General features: G+C 64.6%; 15 protein-coding genes. 4 read left to right on the top strand and 11 right to left on the bottom strand.

Features of this window, described 5'->3' with window-relative positions; genetic code table 11:
- Positions 1-3: 3 nt before the first annotated feature.
- The 3 genes from cdaA to polX form a co-directional block, all read right to left on the bottom strand.
- On the bottom strand, positions 4-747 hold the full coding sequence (gene cdaA, locus MacB4_RS05505; RefSeq protein WP_206864832.1) for a diadenylate cyclase CdaA: 744 nt from the start codon (positions 745-747) through the stop codon (positions 4-6).
- On the bottom strand, positions 744-1,571 hold the full coding sequence (folP, locus tag MacB4_RS05510; protein WP_242529355.1) for a dihydropteroate synthase: 828 nt from the start codon (positions 1,569-1,571) through the stop codon (positions 744-746). Before folP ends, cdaA begins: the two co-directional genes overlap by 4 nt.
- A gap of 175 nt (positions 1,572-1,746) precedes the next feature.
- Positions 1,747-3,531: a DNA polymerase/3'-5' exonuclease PolX gene (gene polX, locus MacB4_RS05515; protein ID WP_206864834.1), complete on the bottom strand. Its 1,785-nt coding sequence runs from the start codon at positions 3,529-3,531 to the stop codon at positions 1,747-1,749.
- Positions 3,532-3,676: 145 nt separating this feature from the next.
- Here polX and hemL point away from each other — a divergent pair, with 145 nt between their 5' ends.
- The 4 genes from hemL to MacB4_RS05535 all read left to right on the top strand — a co-directional run bounded on the left by hemL (position 3,677) and on the right by MacB4_RS05535 (position 10,060).
- Positions 3,677-4,966, top strand: coding sequence for a glutamate-1-semialdehyde 2,1-aminomutase (hemL, locus tag MacB4_RS05520; protein WP_206864835.1), 1,290 nt, complete (start codon positions 3,677-3,679; stop codon positions 4,964-4,966).
- Positions 4,963-6,729 (top strand): SpoIVB peptidase S55 domain-containing protein, encoded by a 1,767-nt coding sequence (locus MacB4_RS05525; RefSeq protein WP_242529357.1) that lies wholly within the window; start codon positions 4,963-4,965, stop codon positions 6,727-6,729. The genes hemL and MacB4_RS05525 overlap by 4 nt, the downstream gene beginning before the upstream one ends.
- 126 nt (positions 6,730-6,855) lie before the next feature.
- A complete protein-coding gene (locus MacB4_RS05530; RefSeq protein WP_206864836.1) occupies positions 6,856-7,887 on the top strand; it encodes a cytochrome-c peroxidase in 1,032 nt (343 codons plus the stop codon).
- Positions 7,888-7,897: 10 nt separating this feature from the next.
- On the top strand, positions 7,898-10,060 hold the full coding sequence (locus tag MacB4_RS05535) for a WD40 repeat domain-containing protein (protein ID WP_206864837.1): 2,163 nt from the start codon (positions 7,898-7,900) through the stop codon (positions 10,058-10,060).
- Between the two features lie 23 nt (positions 10,061-10,083).
- On the opposite strand, the gene ftsH is transcribed toward MacB4_RS05535, so the two are convergent.
- From ftsH to dapF, 8 genes are all read right to left on the bottom strand, one after another.
- Complete coding sequence (ftsH, locus tag MacB4_RS05540) at positions 10,084-12,156, bottom strand: ATP-dependent zinc metalloprotease FtsH (protein WP_206864838.1); 2,073 nt, start codon at positions 12,154-12,156, stop codon at positions 10,084-10,086.
- A 57-nt stretch (positions 12,157-12,213) separates the two neighbouring features.
- The gene (mqnE, locus tag MacB4_RS05545; protein WP_206864839.1) at positions 12,214-13,392 is read right to left on the bottom strand and encodes an aminofutalosine synthase MqnE; all 1,179 of its coding nucleotides are present in this window, start codon (positions 13,390-13,392) and stop codon (positions 12,214-12,216) included.
- Positions 13,383-14,258 (bottom strand): UbiA-like polyprenyltransferase, encoded by an 876-nt coding sequence (locus MacB4_RS05550; RefSeq protein ID WP_206864840.1) that lies wholly within the window; start codon positions 14,256-14,258, stop codon positions 13,383-13,385. The genes mqnE and MacB4_RS05550 overlap by 10 nt, the downstream gene beginning before the upstream one ends.
- Positions 14,255-14,815 (bottom strand): UbiX family flavin prenyltransferase, encoded by a 561-nt coding sequence (locus tag MacB4_RS05555; RefSeq protein WP_206864841.1) that lies wholly within the window; start codon positions 14,813-14,815, stop codon positions 14,255-14,257. The genes MacB4_RS05550 and MacB4_RS05555 overlap by 4 nt, the downstream gene beginning before the upstream one ends.
- A 78-nt stretch (positions 14,816-14,893) precedes the next feature.
- The gene (locus MacB4_RS05560; protein WP_206864842.1) at positions 14,894-15,547 is read right to left on the bottom strand and encodes a hypothetical protein; all 654 of its coding nucleotides are present in this window, start codon (positions 15,545-15,547) and stop codon (positions 14,894-14,896) included.
- Positions 15,548-15,636: 89 nt separating this feature from the next.
- Entirely contained in the window at positions 15,637-16,377 is a 741-nt protein-coding gene (gene dapB, locus MacB4_RS05565) for a 4-hydroxy-tetrahydrodipicolinate reductase (protein ID WP_206864843.1), read from the bottom strand.
- Between the two features lie 15 nt (positions 16,378-16,392).
- Entirely contained in the window at positions 16,393-17,271 is an 879-nt protein-coding gene (gene dapA, locus MacB4_RS05570) for a 4-hydroxy-tetrahydrodipicolinate synthase (protein WP_206864844.1), read from the bottom strand.
- Positions 17,268-18,086, bottom strand: a complete 819-nt coding sequence (dapF, locus tag MacB4_RS05575; RefSeq protein ID WP_206864845.1) for a diaminopimelate epimerase — start codon at positions 18,084-18,086, stop codon at positions 17,268-17,270. Before dapF ends, dapA begins: the two co-directional genes overlap by 4 nt.
- Positions 18,087-18,136 lie beyond the last annotated feature (50 nt).

An 18,136-nucleotide genomic window follows, 5' to 3' on the forward strand; every position in this document is an offset into this window, starting at 1 on the left:
TGGCTAAATCAGGATCTCCGTCAACCGTGCACGCAGGCGGTCCGGGTCGAAGTGTCGCTCCAGCTTTCCCTCGAGCGCAATGGAGATGACGCCCGTCTCCTCCGAGACCACGACGACCACAGCGTCGGTCATCTCGCTCAAGCCCAAGGCCGCCCGATGGCGCAGACCCAGTGGCCGTTCGAGCCGCTCGGTTTCGCTCAGCGGGAAGACCGCCGCCGCCACAACCAGGCGATTGTCCCGGATCACCGCCCCTCCGTCATGAAGGGGCGTGCGCGGGTAGAAGGTCGTCACAAGGAGGTCTGCGCTCAGCTTGGCGTCCAGAAGGGTCCCCGTGTCGCGGGCGGGACGGTAGAGATCTTCCCGCTCCAGGGAGATGAGCGCTCCAAACCGCTCGCGCTGGCAAATTTCGGCCGCATTGACGATGTGCTCGATCACCTCCGCTTGCTGCTGCCTGCCGGAGGTGGTCACGCTCCGGCGCCCCACTTCCGCGAGCACCTGACGGAGCTCAGGCTGAAAGAGCACGACCAGCGCCACAAAGAAGGACGGAGAAAAGAGCCGGATGAGCTCGGTGACCACCCGCAAGTGGAGAACGGCGGAGAAGAGGGTGAGGACCACGAGCACGATCAGCAGTCCGGTCAGCACCTGCACCCCGCGCGTCCCCTGGAGGAGCTTCCAGACCTGATAGATGACGATGGCGATGATCAGGATCTCTACCGTCCAGGAGAGAGGCTGACCGAGAGCCTTCACGGGAGATCTCCCTCCAGGGCGGTGAAAATCCCCCGGGCGGCGACGGCCCGGTCCACGTCATGCACGCGCCAAACCGCGGCACCACGACTCGAGGCGAGAATCGCCGCCGCGAGGCTTGCCGCATCCTGGCCTTTCTCGCCGACCAGCTCCCGAAGAAAGCTCTTCCGGGAAACTCCCACCAGCAGCGGCCGTCCTATCTCGGCGAACAGGCAGAGATCACGAAGCAACCGCCGGTTCTGCTCCCCCGTCTTGGCAAAGCCAAAGCCGACGTCGCAAAGGATCCGTTCCCTGGGGATGCCGGCTTCGATGGCCTGGGCCAAGCGGGCCATCAGCTCATCCTTGACCTCGCGGACGACGTCGCCGTAAACGGCATCCGCCCGCATCGTCTTGGGCATTCCCCGGGAGTGGACCAGAACATAGCCGGCACCCGACTCCTTCACCGCCTCCCAGACTCCGGTGTCCCATTTGCCGCCCGACACATCGTTGATGATCTCGGCCCCTTCCGAAAGGGCCGCCCGGGCCACACCGCCCTTGTAGGTATCGACAGAGATCGGGATTGCGAGCCGCCCAGCGACCTTGCGCAAGGCGGGGAGGAGCCGGCGCAGCTCCTCCCTCTCCGAGACGGGATCCGCCCCGGGCCGCGTCGACTCGGCGCCGAAATCCACCAGATCGATCCCGAGTTGCTCCATGCGCAGGGCTTCATCCACCACCTCCCGCACGGAGAGCAGCCGGCCCCCGTCGGAAAACGAATCGGGGGTCAGGTTGATGATCCCCATGATGGACGGCCTTTGCGAGGAGAGCTCGATCGACCGGAGGGAAGTCACCCATCGCGCAGCCGTGGGCGGCGTCGTTACTCCCTTCCCGCTGGGGACCGCTCCCGCTGCGAAGGCACGCGAATCGGAAATGAGGGAGACCGCGCGACCCGGGGGTCGACCGGTTGCTGCCTGCGTTCCAGGAGCGGAGGGGGACGATTTTCTGGAAGCGAAGATCTCCACTCCGTCAGCCGCCGCCTCCCCGCTTTTTTCTCAACGCTCCTTCTACGAGCTTCAGCGAGAGTGTATTTATCACGTCTTCCCGGCGAAGCCAACCCTTCCTCGCAATGTTTACGCCAATGCGAACGAACCCGAGCTCACGGACATGGTGTGCATCCGGATTGATGACGCAGCGTACTCCCTTGTCCCTCGCCGCGTGCCACCATCGCCAATCGAGATCGAGCCGGAGTGGCTGCGCATTGAGCTCGATCCAGGTCCCCGTCTCAGCCGCGCAGTCGATGATCTTTTCCAGATTGACGGGATAGGCCTTCCGCATCAAGAGGAGCCGTCCAGTGGGATGGCCCAGCATGGTGACATAGGGGTTTTCCATGGCCCGGATGATCCGGCGGGTCATCTCCTCCTCGCTCCCGGAAAACCCGGCATGCACCGAAGCCACGACGTAATCAAAGGTCGCCAGCACCGAGTCGGAGAAGTCGAGCCGACCGTCACGCAGAATGTCGCACTCCGTGCCGGAAAGAAGCCGAAAGCCGCGAAAGGTCTGGTTGCGCTTGCGAATCTCCTCCTGCTGGCGCTCTACCCTGGCCTCGTCGAGGCCGCCCGCCTGGAATGAGGACTTCGAATGATCGGCGATTCCCAGGTATTCGAGGCCCAGATCCTGCGCCGCCTCGGCCATCGCATCGAGGGTGCTATGCCCGTCGCTCTCCGTGGTATGGCAGTGAAAGGTCCCCCGCAGATCGGTCCACTCCACCAAGCGAGGAATCCGGTCGTTCGCGGCCGCTTCGATCTCGCCCAGGTTCTCCCGCAGCTCGGGGGGGATGTAGGCGAGCCCGAGCTGGGCGTAGATCTCCGCTTCGTCCCGACAGAGGATCCGTTCTCCCGGTGCTTCCTGGTCGGGGAGGGCGTCCTCCGAGCCCTCAGAAAAGTGGCCTCGGCTCTCATGAAAGAGCCCCCACTCCGAGAGCTTCTTCCCCTGCGCGATCGCGCGCTGCCGCAGGGCGATATTGTGCTCCTTGCTCCCGGTGAAATGGAGGAGGGCGTACGGATAGTCCTCCTCGGGCACGACACGGAGATCGCAGGCGAGCCCGCCTTCCAGGACGACGCTCGATTTGGTCTCCCCGTGATTGACGATGCGCTGCACCCCGGGGGACGAGACGAATGCCTCCATCACCGATGCCGGCATGGCCGAAGAGCAGATCAGATCGAGATCCCGGACGATCTCCTTGCCCCGCCGGAAGCTTCCCCCCATGCTCACGCGAACCACCTCCGGATCGGATCGAAGCTGCTCGACGAGCTGCTCGGCCAGCCCGATCAGGTCCCCATACCGATGGTAGGAAGCGTAGGCGCGGCGCTGCTCGATCCCCGCAAGGATGTTCTCCTCGGTCTTCGACCCGAAGCCCGGAAGCGTGCCGACCTGGTGGCCGCGGCAGGCAGCTTCGAGCTCGACCAGATCTCGAATCCCCAGTTTCTCCCACAGAATCTTCACTTTCTTGGGTCCAAGCCCGGGAATGTCGAGAAGTGCAACCACCCCCGGCGGGAACGAGCGCTTGAGCTCTTCGAGATAACCCGACCGACCCGTGTCGACCATCTCCTGGAGCTTGGCCCGGATCCCCTCCCCGACACCCTTGAGCTGGTCGAGCTTTCCTTCCCGAACCAACGACTCGAAATCTTCTGAGAGCGAATCGATGGCCCGCGCCGCAGCTCGGTAGGCACGGGATTTGAAGGGATTTTCCCCCCGCAGCTCGAGCAGCGTCGCAATCTCCTCGAGCGCGGCAGTAGCCTCGTCCTTTGTCATGGGAAGCCTCCTCGCGCGAGCATACTGCGACCGGAGGGACTCGCCAAGCCGGGGAGCAACCCGGCCCGGAGGCCGCGCCTTCCGGTCGCCGCCAGACGATCCGCGCGTTGCGCAAGGCCCCTCCGTCCAGTAGACTCTCTCCAAGGTGGAGCGTCGTTCATCCGCGAGCCTCTGGCAAGAGGCGCAGGCTCTTTTCCCCGGAGGGGTGAACTCCCCGGTCCGGTCCTTTGGCTCCGTAGGGGGGGAGCCCTTTTTCGTGCGGCGCGCGGAAGGGGCGACCCTTTGGGACGAGGACGGCCGTCCTTATATCGATTATGTCTGCTCCTGGGGAGCGCTCCCGCTCGGCCACGCTCATCCCGCGATCCAGGCCGCCCTCCGGGAGGCGATCGCCGAAGGAACGAGCTTCGGGATTCCGAGCGCGCGGGAGGTCCGGCTCGGAGAAAAGATTCGCGCTGCGGTCCCCTCGATTGAAAAGCTGCGCATGACCTCGAGCGGAACCGAAGCCTGCATGACTGCAATCCGCTTGGCTCGCGGCTTCACCGGCCGCGAGAAGATCCTCAAGTTTGCCGGCTGCTACCATGGGCACAGCGATTCCCTTTTGGTGAAGGCGGGGTCCGGAGCCCTCACGCACGGAGAGCCCGATAGCGCCGGCATTCCCCGGGCGGTGGCGGAGCTCACGCTCGTCCTGCCGTGGAACGATAGCGCGGCCGCAAGTGATCTCTTTGCCCGGGAAGGCGATCGGCTCGCCGCGGTCATCCTGGAGCCGGTCCCGGCCAACGCGGGGCTTCTCCCGCCCCGGGACGGATTCCTTGAGCGGGTCAGGGAGCTGTGCGCCCGATATGGCGTGCTGCTTATTTTCGACGAGGTGATCACCGGCTTCCGCCTGGGCATGGGGGGAGCCCAGGAACGCTTTGCGATTCGGCCCGACCTCACGATTTTCGGCAAGATCATGGGCGGCGGCCTGCCCGCGGCCGCCCTGGGTGGCAGGGCGGACATCCTCGACCGGCTGGCCCCGGAGGGCGACGTCTATCAGGCCGGCACCCTGAGCGGGAACCCGCTGGCCATGGCCGCGGGCCTCGCGCAGATCGAGGAGATGGAGAGCAGCGGGGCCCACGACCGGCTCGAGCGGCTGGGGACGATCCTCGAGACGGAAATCCAGGAGCTTCTGCGGCGCCGGGGGGAGAGGTGCGTGCAGTTTCAGCGAGTAGCCTCTCTCTTCTGCCTCTTCTTCGCCGAAGGCCCAGTCTTCTCGCTCGAGCAGGCGATGGGGAGCGATCGGAAGCGATTCGCGCGCTTTTTCCACTCGCTGCTCCGTCAAGGGGTCTTTTTCCCACCTTCCCCCTTCGAAAGCTGCTTTCTCTCCACCGCGCACTCAGAGAAGGAGATCGAGATGACGGTCGCCGCGGTCGACCAAGCCCTGGAAGAATCCCAATGAAGCATCGGTTCCTTCCCGCTCTCCTTCTCCCGCTTTTCTGGCTGGGCCTTGCCATGAGAGCCCCGGCGACCGGTCCGCAGGAATCGCTCTTCCCTAAGAGCCAGCTCCGTCCGGGCATGCGCGGCCTCACCTACACGGTCCTGCAAGGCAACAAGATCGAACCGCTCCAGACTGAAATCCTGGGCATTGCCAAGGATTTCGTCGGCCCGGGGCTTGACTTGATCATTGCCAAGCTTGTCGATTCCAAGACGGCAACGACGGGCGCGGTGCATGGCATGAGCGGGAGTCCTCTCTACATTGATGGCAAGCTCGTGGGCGCGCTTTCGCGGCGGATTGCCTCTTTTGAGAAGGACGGCCATTGCGGCTTTACCCCGATTGAGGACATGTTGCGTGTCGAGCAGGAGCCGGCTCCGGAGCCCGTCCGTCCCTTGCCGACCCCATTGCACGACGCCTGGCACTGGGCGGGACCGCTTCCCCTGCGGGGTCTGGCGCTCCGCGCCGACTATTTGGGGATCCCGCTCTCGGTTGGAGGTCTCAACCCGAAGGTAGTGTCCCGCTTCCTGGAAGCGATCGGCCTCCGGGGAACGCCGGTGCTCGCCGTGCCGGGCGGGGGGACGACGACCGTCGCGGGCGGCGGCTCCGCCTTGGAGCCGGGGGCGCCGCTGGCCGCAGTCATGATGACAGGAGACATCAACATCTCGGGAACCGGGACCCTCACCTGGCGCAACGGCAATCGGGTCCTCGCCTTCGGTCACCCGATGTTCGGTTTCGGCAAGAGCGATCTCCCCATGGCTGCAGCAGAGGTGGTGACGACCGTGCCGAGCTATGAGACGCCCTACAAGCTCACCAACGTGGGAAGAGTCGTCGGGACGATCCTGGAAGACCGGCTTTCCGCCATCGGAGGGGAGGTCGGGCAGATGCCGAGGCTGGCGTCCTATCGGATCGAGCGCCTCCACCGGGGCCGCCCATTGCCCGTGCTGCGGGGAGAGTTTGTCTCGCATCCGCTCTTGACCCCACTCCTGGTGAACCTCGCCATGGGCCAGATCTTTTCGGCGACCGACAGCTTCGGCCGCAGCTTCACCCTCTCGGTAGACGGCCTGGTCCATTTTCGCAACCTCCCCGCACTCCATCTGCGAGGGATCTACTCCGGCGAAGACGGAGATCTGGCGACGGCGATCCTCGAAATGGTGCAGCCGCTGCAGCTGCTCTTTCAACAGCCTTGGGTCGAGCCGGTCGTCGAGTCGCTCGAGCTGAAGACCGCGTCTACGGAGGAGGAAGCGAACTGGGGAATCGAAAGAGCCTCGGTGGACAACCCGCGATCTCCTTCCGGAGGAACGATCTGGGTCAACGTGGTCCTACAGGAGCGACATGGCCGCCGACTCACGCGGAGAGTGCCGCTCCGCCTCCCGGAGGGACTCCACGATCAGCCCGTGGCGATCCGCATCGCGTCCGGACACGCGCTCGACATGCGGGCCCTTCTGCGCAAGGTTCCCTCGGCAGAAAGCGCCGAGGAGCTCATCGCCTTGCTCAACGACCAGCATCCGAACGACACGCTCTACGTGCAAGCGATCACCGAATCCTCGGGGCTCGTCTCGGAAGCCAGCGACCTGCCCGCCCTCCCCCCGACGGTTCGGGCGACCCTTTCTCCCTCCACCTCTTCCAAGCAGGCCGATCCCTGGAACGAGCTGGTCTGGTCCGAGCAGTCCCTTTCGGTCCCGGGAGTCGTCAACGGCGAGCAGCTTGTCCGAATCGACGTGCGGTGAAGGGCGGCGCTTGACGGCCTTCGGCGGAAGTCGGTAAACAATAAGCACTGCGGGTTGCGAACGATCGCAGACCAGGAGAATCCCCGGGTGCGGGGAGCTCTCGAAGTGCTCGATACGGAGGACAGGATGAACGGGAAGCGTCTGATTCTTTGTGCTTTCGTTTTGACCCATCAGTACATCGTCGGCTCGGTAATCGGGCAAACGGTCGATCCCGATCAGGCCAAGCAGATCTTCGGCGTGCTGCCCCACGTGGCAGAAAATCCGCAGAACCCCGTGACTCCGGAAAAGGTCGCCTTGGGAAAGTCGCTCTATTTCGACCGGCGGCTCTCCAAGAGCAGCTCGATCAGTTGCGCCAGCTGCCATGACCTGACCATGGCCGGAGTCGACGGACTCTCCACCTCGCTTGGCTACCGCTGGCAGCTCGGCCCTCGTAATGCCCCTACCGTCCTGAACGCCGCCTTGGAGTTTACGCAATTCTGGGACGGCCGGGCCAAGGATGTGGAGGAGCAGGCCAAGGGCCCGATCCTCAATCCCAAGGAGATGGCGGCGACGAAAGAGCTGGTCCTGCAGCGGCTCAAGAGCATTCCGGAATATGTCGATGCCTTTCACAAGGCCTTCCCGGAAGAGAAGGAGCCTCTCACCTACGACAACACCGCGAAGGCCATTGCCGCGTTCGAGCGGACCCTGCTGACCCCCTCTCGCTTTGACCAGTACATCGCCGGTAACGCCTCCGCCCTCAGCGAGCAGGAACGTCAGGGGCTAAGCACCTTCGTGAGCGTCGGCTGCACTACCTGCCACAACGGAGTCGGAGTCGGCGGAGGAAGCTTTCAGAAATTCGGCGTAATCCACAAGCCAGATTGGCTCAAGGACTTGGGGAGGTATGAGGTAACCAAGAACGACGCGGACAAATATGTCTTCAAGGTACCATCGCTTCGCAACGTCGCCCTGACCGCCCCCTATTTCAACGACGGCTCGGTCTGGAGCCTGGAAGAAGCCGTCAAGACGATGGCCTATGCGCAATTGGGCCGCACGCTTTCGGAGGCGGAGGTCAAGAACATCGCAGCCTTCCTGCACGCCCTCTCGGCGGATCCCGCCTTCGTCGTCTCGCCCCCGACGCTGCCCCCCTCTTCCCTCTCGACGCCAAAGCCGATGCCGTAAGGGGTTCCTTTTGCCGCCCCTCTTCCGTCGCAAGACTCTCCCCCGGTTTGCCACCGCCCTAGCGTGGCTTGTCTGCGCCGGGCAGGGCTTCGCCATTCATCCGCAGCGGATCGTCCTCGACACTTATTCGGACTTTGCGCTGGGCACCGCCGAGGGCGTGACTGTCTGCGATGCGGGCCTCCTGCAGCCCGCACCCTCGGTCGAGCTGATGGCGAGGCTGCCCGCCGACCAGCTTTGGACGATTCTCCCGGAAGGCGGCGGGTCGGTGCTCGTGGCCACCTCTCCCGAGGCAAAGATCTTCCGCATCGGACAACATCGGGAGGCGACGCTTCTGGCATCCTTCCGCGAGCACCAGCTCTACGCGATGGCCCGCGGCCCAAAGGGTGAGCTTTTTGCGGCGACATCCCCCAATGGCAAGATCTACCTCGTCCCCGAGAAAGGGGCGCCGGTCGTCTACTTCGATCCCAAGGAAAAGTACATCTGGTCGCTTCTTTTCGATCGTGACGGCATCCTCTATGCCGGAACCGGCACCGGCGGGAAGATCTATCGCGTCGAGGGGCCGCAAAAGGGAAGCCTCTTCTGCACCACCGGGGAGACGCATGTCCGCTGCCTCGCTTGGGAAAGACCGGGAGTGCTGCTCGCAGGCAGCGCGCCGCGCGGGCTTCTTCTCCGCGTCCTGCCCGGGGGACGGGCCGTAGCTCTTGCCGACAGCGAGAGAGAAGAGGTCAACCAGATCGTCGTCTCCTCCGACGGCTCCGTCTTCTTTTCCGCCGTCGGGATCCGCCATGCTCCCCGGGCTCCGGGGAGCTCCCCGGAGCCCGGCGCCGCTGCAACCGACCTCGGCACATCTCCCCCGGAAGCTGCCGAATTCGAAGAGCCGCAGCGGGAACCGGGCCGTGGGCTCCCGCTTGGGATGATCAAGATTGCTGCGCCCGCGCCTCTCTCCCAGATCTGGATGATCGATCGATCCCTCGTTCCCCGGACGATTTGGGGGAGTCGCGAGGTCCTCTTCTCTCTCCTCCAGGCTCCGCTCGGCCTTTTGGCCGGGACGAACGGCGACGGTTATCTCTACCGGATCAGTCCGGAAGGGAGGAGCGATCGTTTCCTCAAGATCGACGCTCCCTCTGTTCAGGTTGCCGTAGCCACTCGCTCGCAAGAGCTCCTTCTGGGCGCCAGCAACCCCGCTCGCGTCTTTCTGGCGGGCGGAGCTCCCCGGTCCGCAGGTCTCTACCGCTCCGCTCCCCTTGACGCCGGGAATTTCGCCCGGTGGGGGCGCTTGCTCGTCGAAAAAACGGGCGCGGTAGAAGTTCGGACGCGAACGGGGAACAGCGCAAAGCCAGATGGCTCCTGGTACGAATGGCTTCCGGCTCCCGATGGCCGCTGCCAGAACCCACCGGGCCGCTATTTTCAGTTCGAGCTCGGGCTGGCCCAGGGGAGCTCGGTCAATCGCGTCCAAGCGGTCTTTTTGCCCTATAACCTGCCCCCGAAGATCGAGAAGCTCCAAATTCTTCCGCCGGGAGTCGCCTACTCGGAGCTGCCGCCCCCTCCCACTCCGTTCCAGGCGCGCACGCTCGATCAACTGCTTGCCCAGGAAGAGAAGCCCGAGCCGATGGACATCTTCCCTCCCATGCCTCCCCGCTATCAGGCGAAGGAAGCCCGCGGGCTCCGCACCGCCGTTTGGAAAGCGGAGGATCTGGACGGCGACGACCTCCGTTATTCGGTCTTCTATCGAAACGAAAAGGAAAGCTCGTGGCATCTCCTCGTCAAGGATTGGGAGGAGGAGCTCTTCAGCTGGGACACATCCGGATGGCCCGATGGCCGCTATCTCCTCAAGATCGAAGCTTCCGATGCTCGGGACAATGCGCCGGGAGAGGGGCTCACCGGCTCCCTCAACAGCCGCTCGTTCCTCGTCGACAATACGCCGCCGCGCATCCGCATCCTCTCATCGGGGGAGGGAAAGCTCCGCTTCCGCGTGAGCGAGGACGCGAGCGGGATCCAAACGGTCCAGATTTCGCGCGACGGCCGCGAATTCTTGCCGATTCCGCCGCTCGACGGGATCCTCGATTCCGAAGAGGAGGAGTTTGAAACGGCCCTCGCAAAAGGGGAAACCCTCTTCATCCGCGCGGAGGACGAAGCCGGGAACGTCGCGAGCGCCTCCTCAGCGAGCAGATGAAGGCTCCCGGCACGCCGCCCGCGTCAGGCGGGCGACCCTTCCAACCCGGGCAAAAGACCTCCCGCAGCCTTCTCTCCGGGGGCCGGAGCAGGGGCAACGTTTCCGGCAGCAGCTGGCAGGGCGTTGCTGGGAGGGGTCGGCCGCGGCGGGGGAGAAGCCAGGCGTCCGGTCCGGATAATCTCTTCCGCTTGCCGGGCATCCAAGGTTTCGTAGTCGAGGAGCGCCTTCGCCAGCGCCTCCACCTGCGTGCGATTCGCAATGATCAGATCCTTCGCACGCTGATAGGCATCCTGGATCAGCTGCTTGACCTCCCCGTCGATGGCTTCGGCGGTCGCCTCGCTGTAGGCCCTCGACATGCCCAGGTCCCGCCCCAGGAAAGTCATGGTCGGATCGTCCGCATAGTGGACCATGCCCAGCTTCTCGCTCATGCCCCACTCGCACACCATCCGGCGGGCATACCAGGTAGCCTGCCGGATGTCACCGCTCGCTCCACTGGAGATGTCGCCCAGGAAGACCTCCTCCGCCACTCGCCCCCCCATTGCAACGCAGAGGCTGTCGAGAAGCTCCTTCTTCCTCGTGTTGTATCGATCGCTTGCCGGCAGCATCATCGTGACCCCTAGGGCCGGCCCCCGCGGAATGATGCTCACCTTATGCAGCGGGTCGGTATGCTCCAGCAGCACGTTGAGGAGCGCATGGCCCGCCTCGTGGAAGGCGGTGATCCGCTTCTCCTCCTCGCTCATTGCCAAGCTCTTGCGCTCGCGCCCCCAGCGCACCTTGTCCCGAGCCTCTTCCAGTTCCGGCTGCCCGATCGACTCCTTCCCCCTTCCGGCCGCCAAGAGGGCCGCTTCGTTGATCAAGTTGGCGAGCTCCGCTCCTGAAAAGCCGGCGGTGCCTCTGGCCAGGGAATGAAGATCGGCCTCATTCGAGAGCTTCACCTTGGTCGAGTGGACCTTGAGGACCTCTTCGCGTCCCCGAATGTCCGGCAGGTTGACGCGCACTTCCCGGTCGAACCGGCCGGGGCGGAGGAGAGCCGCATCGAGCACGTCCTTCCGGTTGGTCGCGGCGATGACAATAACCCCTTCCTGGGATTCGATCCCATCCATTTCGACCAGCAAGGCGTTGAGCGTCTGCTCGCGCTCGTCGTGGCCTCCGCCCAAGCCGGTGCCCCGGCTCCGTCCCACCGCATCGATCTCATCGATGAAGACGATGCAGGGAGCATGGCGCCGGGACTGCTCGAACATGTCCCGGACCCGCGAAGCGCCCACCCCGACGAACATCTCCACAAAGTCAGAGCCGCTGATGCTGAAGAAGGGCACATCGGCCTCGCCCGCGATCGCCTTGGCGAGCAGAGTCTTCCCCGTTCCGGGAGGCCCGACCATCAGGACGCCCTTGGGAATCCGTCCGCCCAGCTTCTGGAACCGCTTCGGATCCTTGAGGAACTCCACGATCTCCTGCACCTCCTGCTTGGCTTCCTCGATCCCTGCCACGTCCTGAAAGGTAATCTTGGTCTTTTCCCCGGAGAGGAGCCGCACACGGCTCTTCCCGAAGCTGAAGGCGGTCTTCCCCGCCATCCGGATCTGCTGCCGGAAGAGCAAGTAGAGAGCCAGGATGAAGAGCAGAAAGGGCAGGATGCTCAGCAGCGCCTGGCCCCAAAAATTATGGACGACCCGGATGTCAACCTCCGGGAACCCCCTGGCGGCAAGAAGATCGTGAAGATCCCGGTTGAAATCGAGATCGACGATCGTTCGAAACGGGACGAGAGCCATCCCCCCCGGCGAGTCGGGCGAGGGCTTGACGTAGCGCCCTTCCAGATAGGTTTGTCCGTTCGAAGTGTCACGGACGAAGGCGATCGACTTCACTTGCTTCTGGTCGAGGAGCCGGACGAGCTGCGGCAGCGTCTTGCCCTCGATCGTCGGGGTCGGCCCCGCGCCCACGAAGTAGAGCAGCGCGGAAAAGACGAAGGCGACCAGAAGGAAGAAGACCAACCCCTTCCATTTGCCGTCTCCCGAGCCTTTCTGGTCCCGCAGCGGGGAGTCGTTCTTCTTGCCTCGAGCGTGCTTGTTTCTTTCCGGAAACTGGGTCGGCGTCAACGCCATCGTCTTGTTCTCCTTTGGTCTGAGTATCGATCTAGACCATATCACCGGTCATCTGGACTAGCAAACCGGCGCCGGATTCGCGATCGAGCTCGGGCACCCCGCTCCGACCGCTTCTCCGGCCGGGCGGGTGACCGAAGCAAACCGGTAGTAGGTGTCCCGCGCCACCGGCTCGCGACCACTCTCCCGGATCGCCGATGCGAGGGCGTCGGCAGTTTGCGAAACAGGGCTCCTCGAGCCCGCCATGTGAAAGATCTTTTCCTCCTCGATCGTCCCATGGAGATCGTCCGCTCCAAACGAAAGGGCGACCTGGCCCAGGGACAGGCCCGAGCTGATCCAGTACGAGGTGATGTGGTCGACGTTGTCGAGATAGATGCGGCTGACCGAGAGAGTGCGCAGGGTATCCAAGGGACTCGCCCTCCGGAGGTGGGAAAGCTTCGTATTAGCCGGCTCGAAGGCAAACGGGACGAAGCCGCAAAAGCCCCGGGTCTCCTGCTGCAGCTCGCGCAAGCGCCGCAGGTGATCGACGCGGTGAGCCAGCGTCTCCACATGGCCGAAGAGCATCGTAGCGGTACTCTTCTTCCCCATCCCGTGCCAGATCCGATGAACTTCGAGCCACTCCTCGGCGCTCTCCTTCCCCCGACAAATCTGATCTCGAACCTCGGCATCGAAAATTTCGGCTCCACCGCCCGTGAGGGAATCGAGGCCCGAGGCGGCGAGATCCTCGAGAACCTCCGGGATGGAGCGGCGGGCGATTCGATGCGCCAAGTGGCGGATCTCCACAGCGGTGAATGCCTTGACCATCATCCCGGGGCAACGCTCCTTGATTGCGGAGATCAGATCCCGGTAATAGGAAAACGGCAGCTTGGGATGAAGGCCTCCCACGCAGTGCACTTCGACCGCCCCGTTTCTCCATGACTGCACGGCCTGCTCGGCAAGCTCCTCGACCGAATAGAGGAAGGCACCCGGCTCGCCCGCGCGGCGGTAGAACGCGCAAAAGCGGCAGCTCAAAAGGCAGATGTTGGAGTAGTTGAGATAGCGATTGACGAGATAGGATCCGCGCACCCCGTTCTTGCGGCGGGAGACCAGATCGGCCAGCGCGCCGACCGCATTGGGATCCGGGCAGGTGAAGAGCCGCAGGGCGCACCCCTCGTCGATCCTCTCCCCCGCGGCGACCCGCTCAGCGATGTCCGCGATCTCGGCCTTACGACAGGCATCCCAAAGGGCTGTCACAGCCATAGGCTCCCGACAACCCCCAGCAGAAGAAGCAAGCTCACCGCCACGTTGACTTCGAAAAACGCCATGTTCAGGGCTCGCCCATCCTTCTCCCCATCCTTACCCCGACAGAGGCGATGTTCGTAGAGGAGGGCCACCCCGGAGATCGCGCAAGCCCACCAATATGCTCCTGAAAGACCCGCCTGCAAGCCGAAAGCGATCCATCCGACCCAAGCGGACCCGTGAAGAAGGCGCGCCGCCCGAAGCGTGGCGGCCGTCCCGAACCGGGCGGGAAAGGAGTAGAGCCCGAGCCGGCGGTCGACCTCCTGATCCTGCAGTGCGTAGATCAGATCAAACCCGAAGGTCCAGGCGAGCACCGAAGCCGCAAGCAGGTAGGGAGCGACGCTCGTCAACTCTCCTCGTACCGCTGCCCATGCTCCAAGCGGGGCCAGGGCGAGAGCGAGCCCCAGGAAGGCATGACAAAGGGAGGTGAAGCGCTTCGCGTAGGAGTAGCCGAGGACGACCGCGATCGCCACCGGGGCGAAAAGTCGGCAGAGCCCGTTGAGGAACAAGAGGCCGACGCCGAAAACGGCGAGCCCGGCGAGGCAGAGAGCCAGGGTTTCCGCTCGACTCGCCAGCCGGCTTCGCTCCACCGTCCGGGGATTCTGGCGGTCGATCTCCCAATCGACATACCGGTTGAAGGCCATGGCGGCGGTCCGCGCGCCCACCATGCAGAGCAGGATTCCCAAAAGAACCTTCGCGGAGGGGAGCCCTCGGGCCGCGACCAGCATGGCGGCCAGGGCAAAGGGGAGCGCAAAGAGCGTGTGACTGAACTTGATCAGCCCCAGAAGGTTGGCCAGGCGCGTTGCCGGAGAGCCGACGGTCCTCATGCTTTTTTCTCCTTCCACCGGACGGCCAGATCGTGGGGGATCTGCAGGTGGTCGAGGACACGGGCGACCACGGTGTCCACGAGAGCGAGAACGCTCTGGGGCTTCCCGTAGAACGAAGGGCAGGCGGGAATCACAACCGCACCCGCTTCGATGAGGGTCACCATGTTCCGCGCATGGATCAAATTCCACGGAGTCTCCCGGGGAACGAGGAGGAGAGGCCTCCGTTCCTTGAGGAAGACGTCCGCCGCTCGCCCGATCGCCCCTTCCGAGACGCCATGCGCGATCCGCCCCGCCGTGCCCATCGAGCAGGGGATGATGATCATCGCCGAAAAACGGTTCGACCCGCTCAAGAACGGAGCCTCCAGTGAGCGCTGACCATGAACCGAGAACCGGGGAGGAATGGCGAGGCCGCCCTTCTCCAGCTCCTCTCTGGCCACTTGACGCGCGCAGTCGCTGACGACCACGTGGACCTCGTGATCCCCGGCCTCCAGGAACGAAAGGAGCCTCTGCGCATAGACGGCACCACTGGCTCCGGTTACCGCGACGACGAGGCGCATGGATCGCTCTCCCTCCGTCAAAGGTCAACTCGGACATCGACCCGCCCCGCACGGAGGGAAGCGGCCGGGATCGCGCCGCTAGACCAGATCGTAGTCTCCGCCCGAATCGTCGAAGTCGCTCGAATCGTCGGAGGCCAGATCTGCCGAAGGATCCGCCGAAGAATCATCGCCTCCGTCCCGATCGTCGCAGCAGGACGAGGGCGCCGAGGACTCTGCGGGCGGCTGTTGCGGGCGTCCCTCGCCCCAGGACCCCTCCCGAAGCTGCTCAGGCTCGACGATCACGTCGACCGGCTGCGGGTGCGGACCGAAGACCCGATCGATCATCCCACCCATGAGAGCGCCCAGACCCATAAAGCCCGCCGCCTTCGCCACCTCCCCGACGGGGTTGCCTGTCGGCGCCGGGGGAGGCGGGGCCGCCGGATGCGCCCCCGGCTGGCGCGGCTCGTCAAACCGCGTGGTGAGCCCATGCTCCGGGGAGGGAGCATGACTCGAGAGGCGAGAGGCGATCGCCTCTCGCAAGCCCTCCACGGAAGGGGCGGGAATCGGATACGGGAAGGTCAACAAGGCCGGTGCGTCCGGGGAAGCGCCCTCCCCCTTTTGGAGGGCACCGGCAAGCCACTCCCGTTCCGCCGGCGAAAGGACCGCCGGATTGAGCTCCAGGACGGTGCTCTCCGGCGCATCGATGCCTCGGCGCAACGCTTCCACAGGATCGACAGTGCAGCGAAGTTTCACATTTACCTCCGATCAATCTGTCCAAGAGTAGCCCTCCTCGCCCGCCCTGGCAAGCCGGGCCTCTCCCAGCCAAAGACGCCCTCTTCTCCCTATCTCTCGGCCAGCCCGAGAACATCCTCCATCGAGTAGATTCCGGGAGGCTTTCCCACCGCCCAGCGTGCCGCCCGAAGGGAGCCCAGGGCGAAGGTATCCCTTGTCTCGGCCCGGTGCGTAAGCTCCACGACTTCTCCTGGGCCCGCGAAGAGGACGGTATGGAGTCCCACGATCCGCCCGCCGCGAATCGCGTGGATCCCGATCTCCCCCGCCTCCCGCAGACCGCTCTCCCCCTCCCTTCCGTGGCGCGCGGCCTTTTCGAGCGCGACCCCGCGCACCTCCGCGATAATTTCCGCCAAGCGGCGAGCGGTTCCGCTGGGCGCGTCGCGTTTGGCCCGATGATGGGCTTCCACGATCTCGGGATCGAACTCCTCCCCGAGAACCGTGGCCGCCTTCCGCACGAGGTAGAAAAGCAGGTTGACCCCCGTAGAAAAGTTGGGCGCCCAGACGATCGGAATCCTCTCACCTGCCCGGCGCATCCGAAGGGCCTCCTCGGGCAGATGGCCGGTTGTCCCGATCACGAGCGCCTTGCCCGCCTTGGCACTCGCCTCCGCGAGCTCCGCAGAAAAGCCGTGCGCGCTGAAGTCGATGATGACGTCGCTCGCGGCGAGCGCCGGAGCGAGCGGATCCCCTTGATCGATCGCTCCCGCAATCTCCCATTCGCCCGCCATGCGCGCCTGCTCCAGAACCGCCGTCCCCATGCGCCCCTTGGCGCCGACCACCGTCAGACGAATCATCTCCGCTCCCCTCTTCTATTCCATTCCCACGAGCGAGAGCGTCTTTTCGAGCCGCGCCCGGCTGCTCGGCTGGAGAGGGACCAGAGGAAGCCGGACGTCGGGCGCGATCCGTCCGCGAAGCGAGAGCGCCGTCTTGATCGGCACCGGGTTGGTTTCCACGAACAGGTCGCGGAAGAGCGGATAGAGACGGCGATGGAGCCGCTCGGCTTCCGCAAGCCTACCCGAAAGGAAGCTTTGCACGAGATCGACGACCGCCCTGGGCAGAAGATTGGAGGCAACGCTGACCACCCCCACCGCACCCACGCTCAGGAACGGCAGCGTCAGCGAATCGTCCCCGCTCAGCAGGGCGAAATCGTCGGGAAGCCGTTGACGCAGCTGGCTGAGCCGGTCGACGGAGCCGCCCGCCTCCTTGAGTCCGATGATGCTCTTGTGTCCTTGCGCCAGCGCTTCGACAGTCTCCACCGCAATCTCGACCCCGCACCGACCGGGGATGCTGTAGAGGACAAGAGGCAGCCGCGTACTCTGGGCGATCGCCGCGAAATGGGCATAGAGCCCGGCCTGGCTCGGCTTGTTGTAATAGGGGGCAACAAGGAGCGCGCCATCGGCGCCCACCGCTTCGGCAGCCCGAGTCAGCTCGATCGCCTCTGCCGTGCTGTTGGAGCCCGTGCCTGCGAGAACGGTCACCCGCCCGGCAGTGAACTCAACCGTCTTGGCAATGACCCGGACATGCTCCTCGTGGGTCAGCGTGGGAGACTCTCCGGTTGTCCCCACGGGTACGAGCCCGGCCACCCCTCCCTCGATCTGCGCCTCCACCAAGAGTCGCAAGGCCTCCTCATCGACCGCACCTCCGCGAAACGGCGTCACAAGCGCGGTATAGGTTCCCAAAAGCTTCATTCTCCCACCTCCATCTCTCCCGTAAAGACCGCCCTGGCCGGCCCCTCGAGCCGAACCCCATGAAGTCGATCGCCCGTCCGCTCGAATCCGACGCGCAGCCAATCTCCGCTTCGAACCAGGACCGATACCGGCGAGGAATGCCCTTTGACACGATGAGCCACAAGGGCGGAGGCGGTGACGCCGGTTCCGCACGCGAGCGTCTCCGCCTCGACCCCTCGTTCATAGGTCCGTACCGCGATCCGGTTGGACCCCAGCAGCTCCACGAAATCGGCATTAACCCCTTCGGGCGCGAAATCCGGGAGCCACCGGAGCTCTCGACCCAGCTCCTCGACGTCGATGCTCTTGACGCTCTGCACGAAGACGACCAGATGCGGCACTCCGGTATGAATCCAGTGCACCTCCAGCGGTCCATGCCGGGTGGAAACGAGCTGCCGCAACCGCGACTCTCCGGGATCGGGCATCGTAATGGAGACCTCCCCGCCGGCAAAGGTCGCCTCGATGAGCCCGGCACCGGTGAGAAAGGAGAGCCGACCGCCCTCCTGTTCCCTCACCAGAGGCTCCAAGAAACGGGCGAAGCAGCGGGCTCCGTTGCCGCAAAGGGAGGCCTCGCCCCCGTCGGCGTTGTAGTAGCGCATCCGGATGCGGTCTTGCCTGCCGTCGGCTTCCGCGACGAGCATCCCGTCGGCGCCGATGCCGAAGTGGCGATCGCAGAGCCGGGCGATCTGGTCCGGACGCAACCGGAGGCGACCGTCCCGATTGTCGACCACGACAAAGTCATTGCCGGCCCCGGTCATTTTCGTAAAGTGGATCTTCATTCGTAATCGCAAAGTTTTGATCGAATCAGAGCTTTTGCAAAGGAATTGCA

Source organism: Methylacidimicrobium sp. B4, assembly GCF_017310545.1.
GTDB lineage: Bacteria > Verrucomicrobiota > Verrucomicrobiia > Methylacidiphilales > Methylacidiphilaceae > Methylacidimicrobium.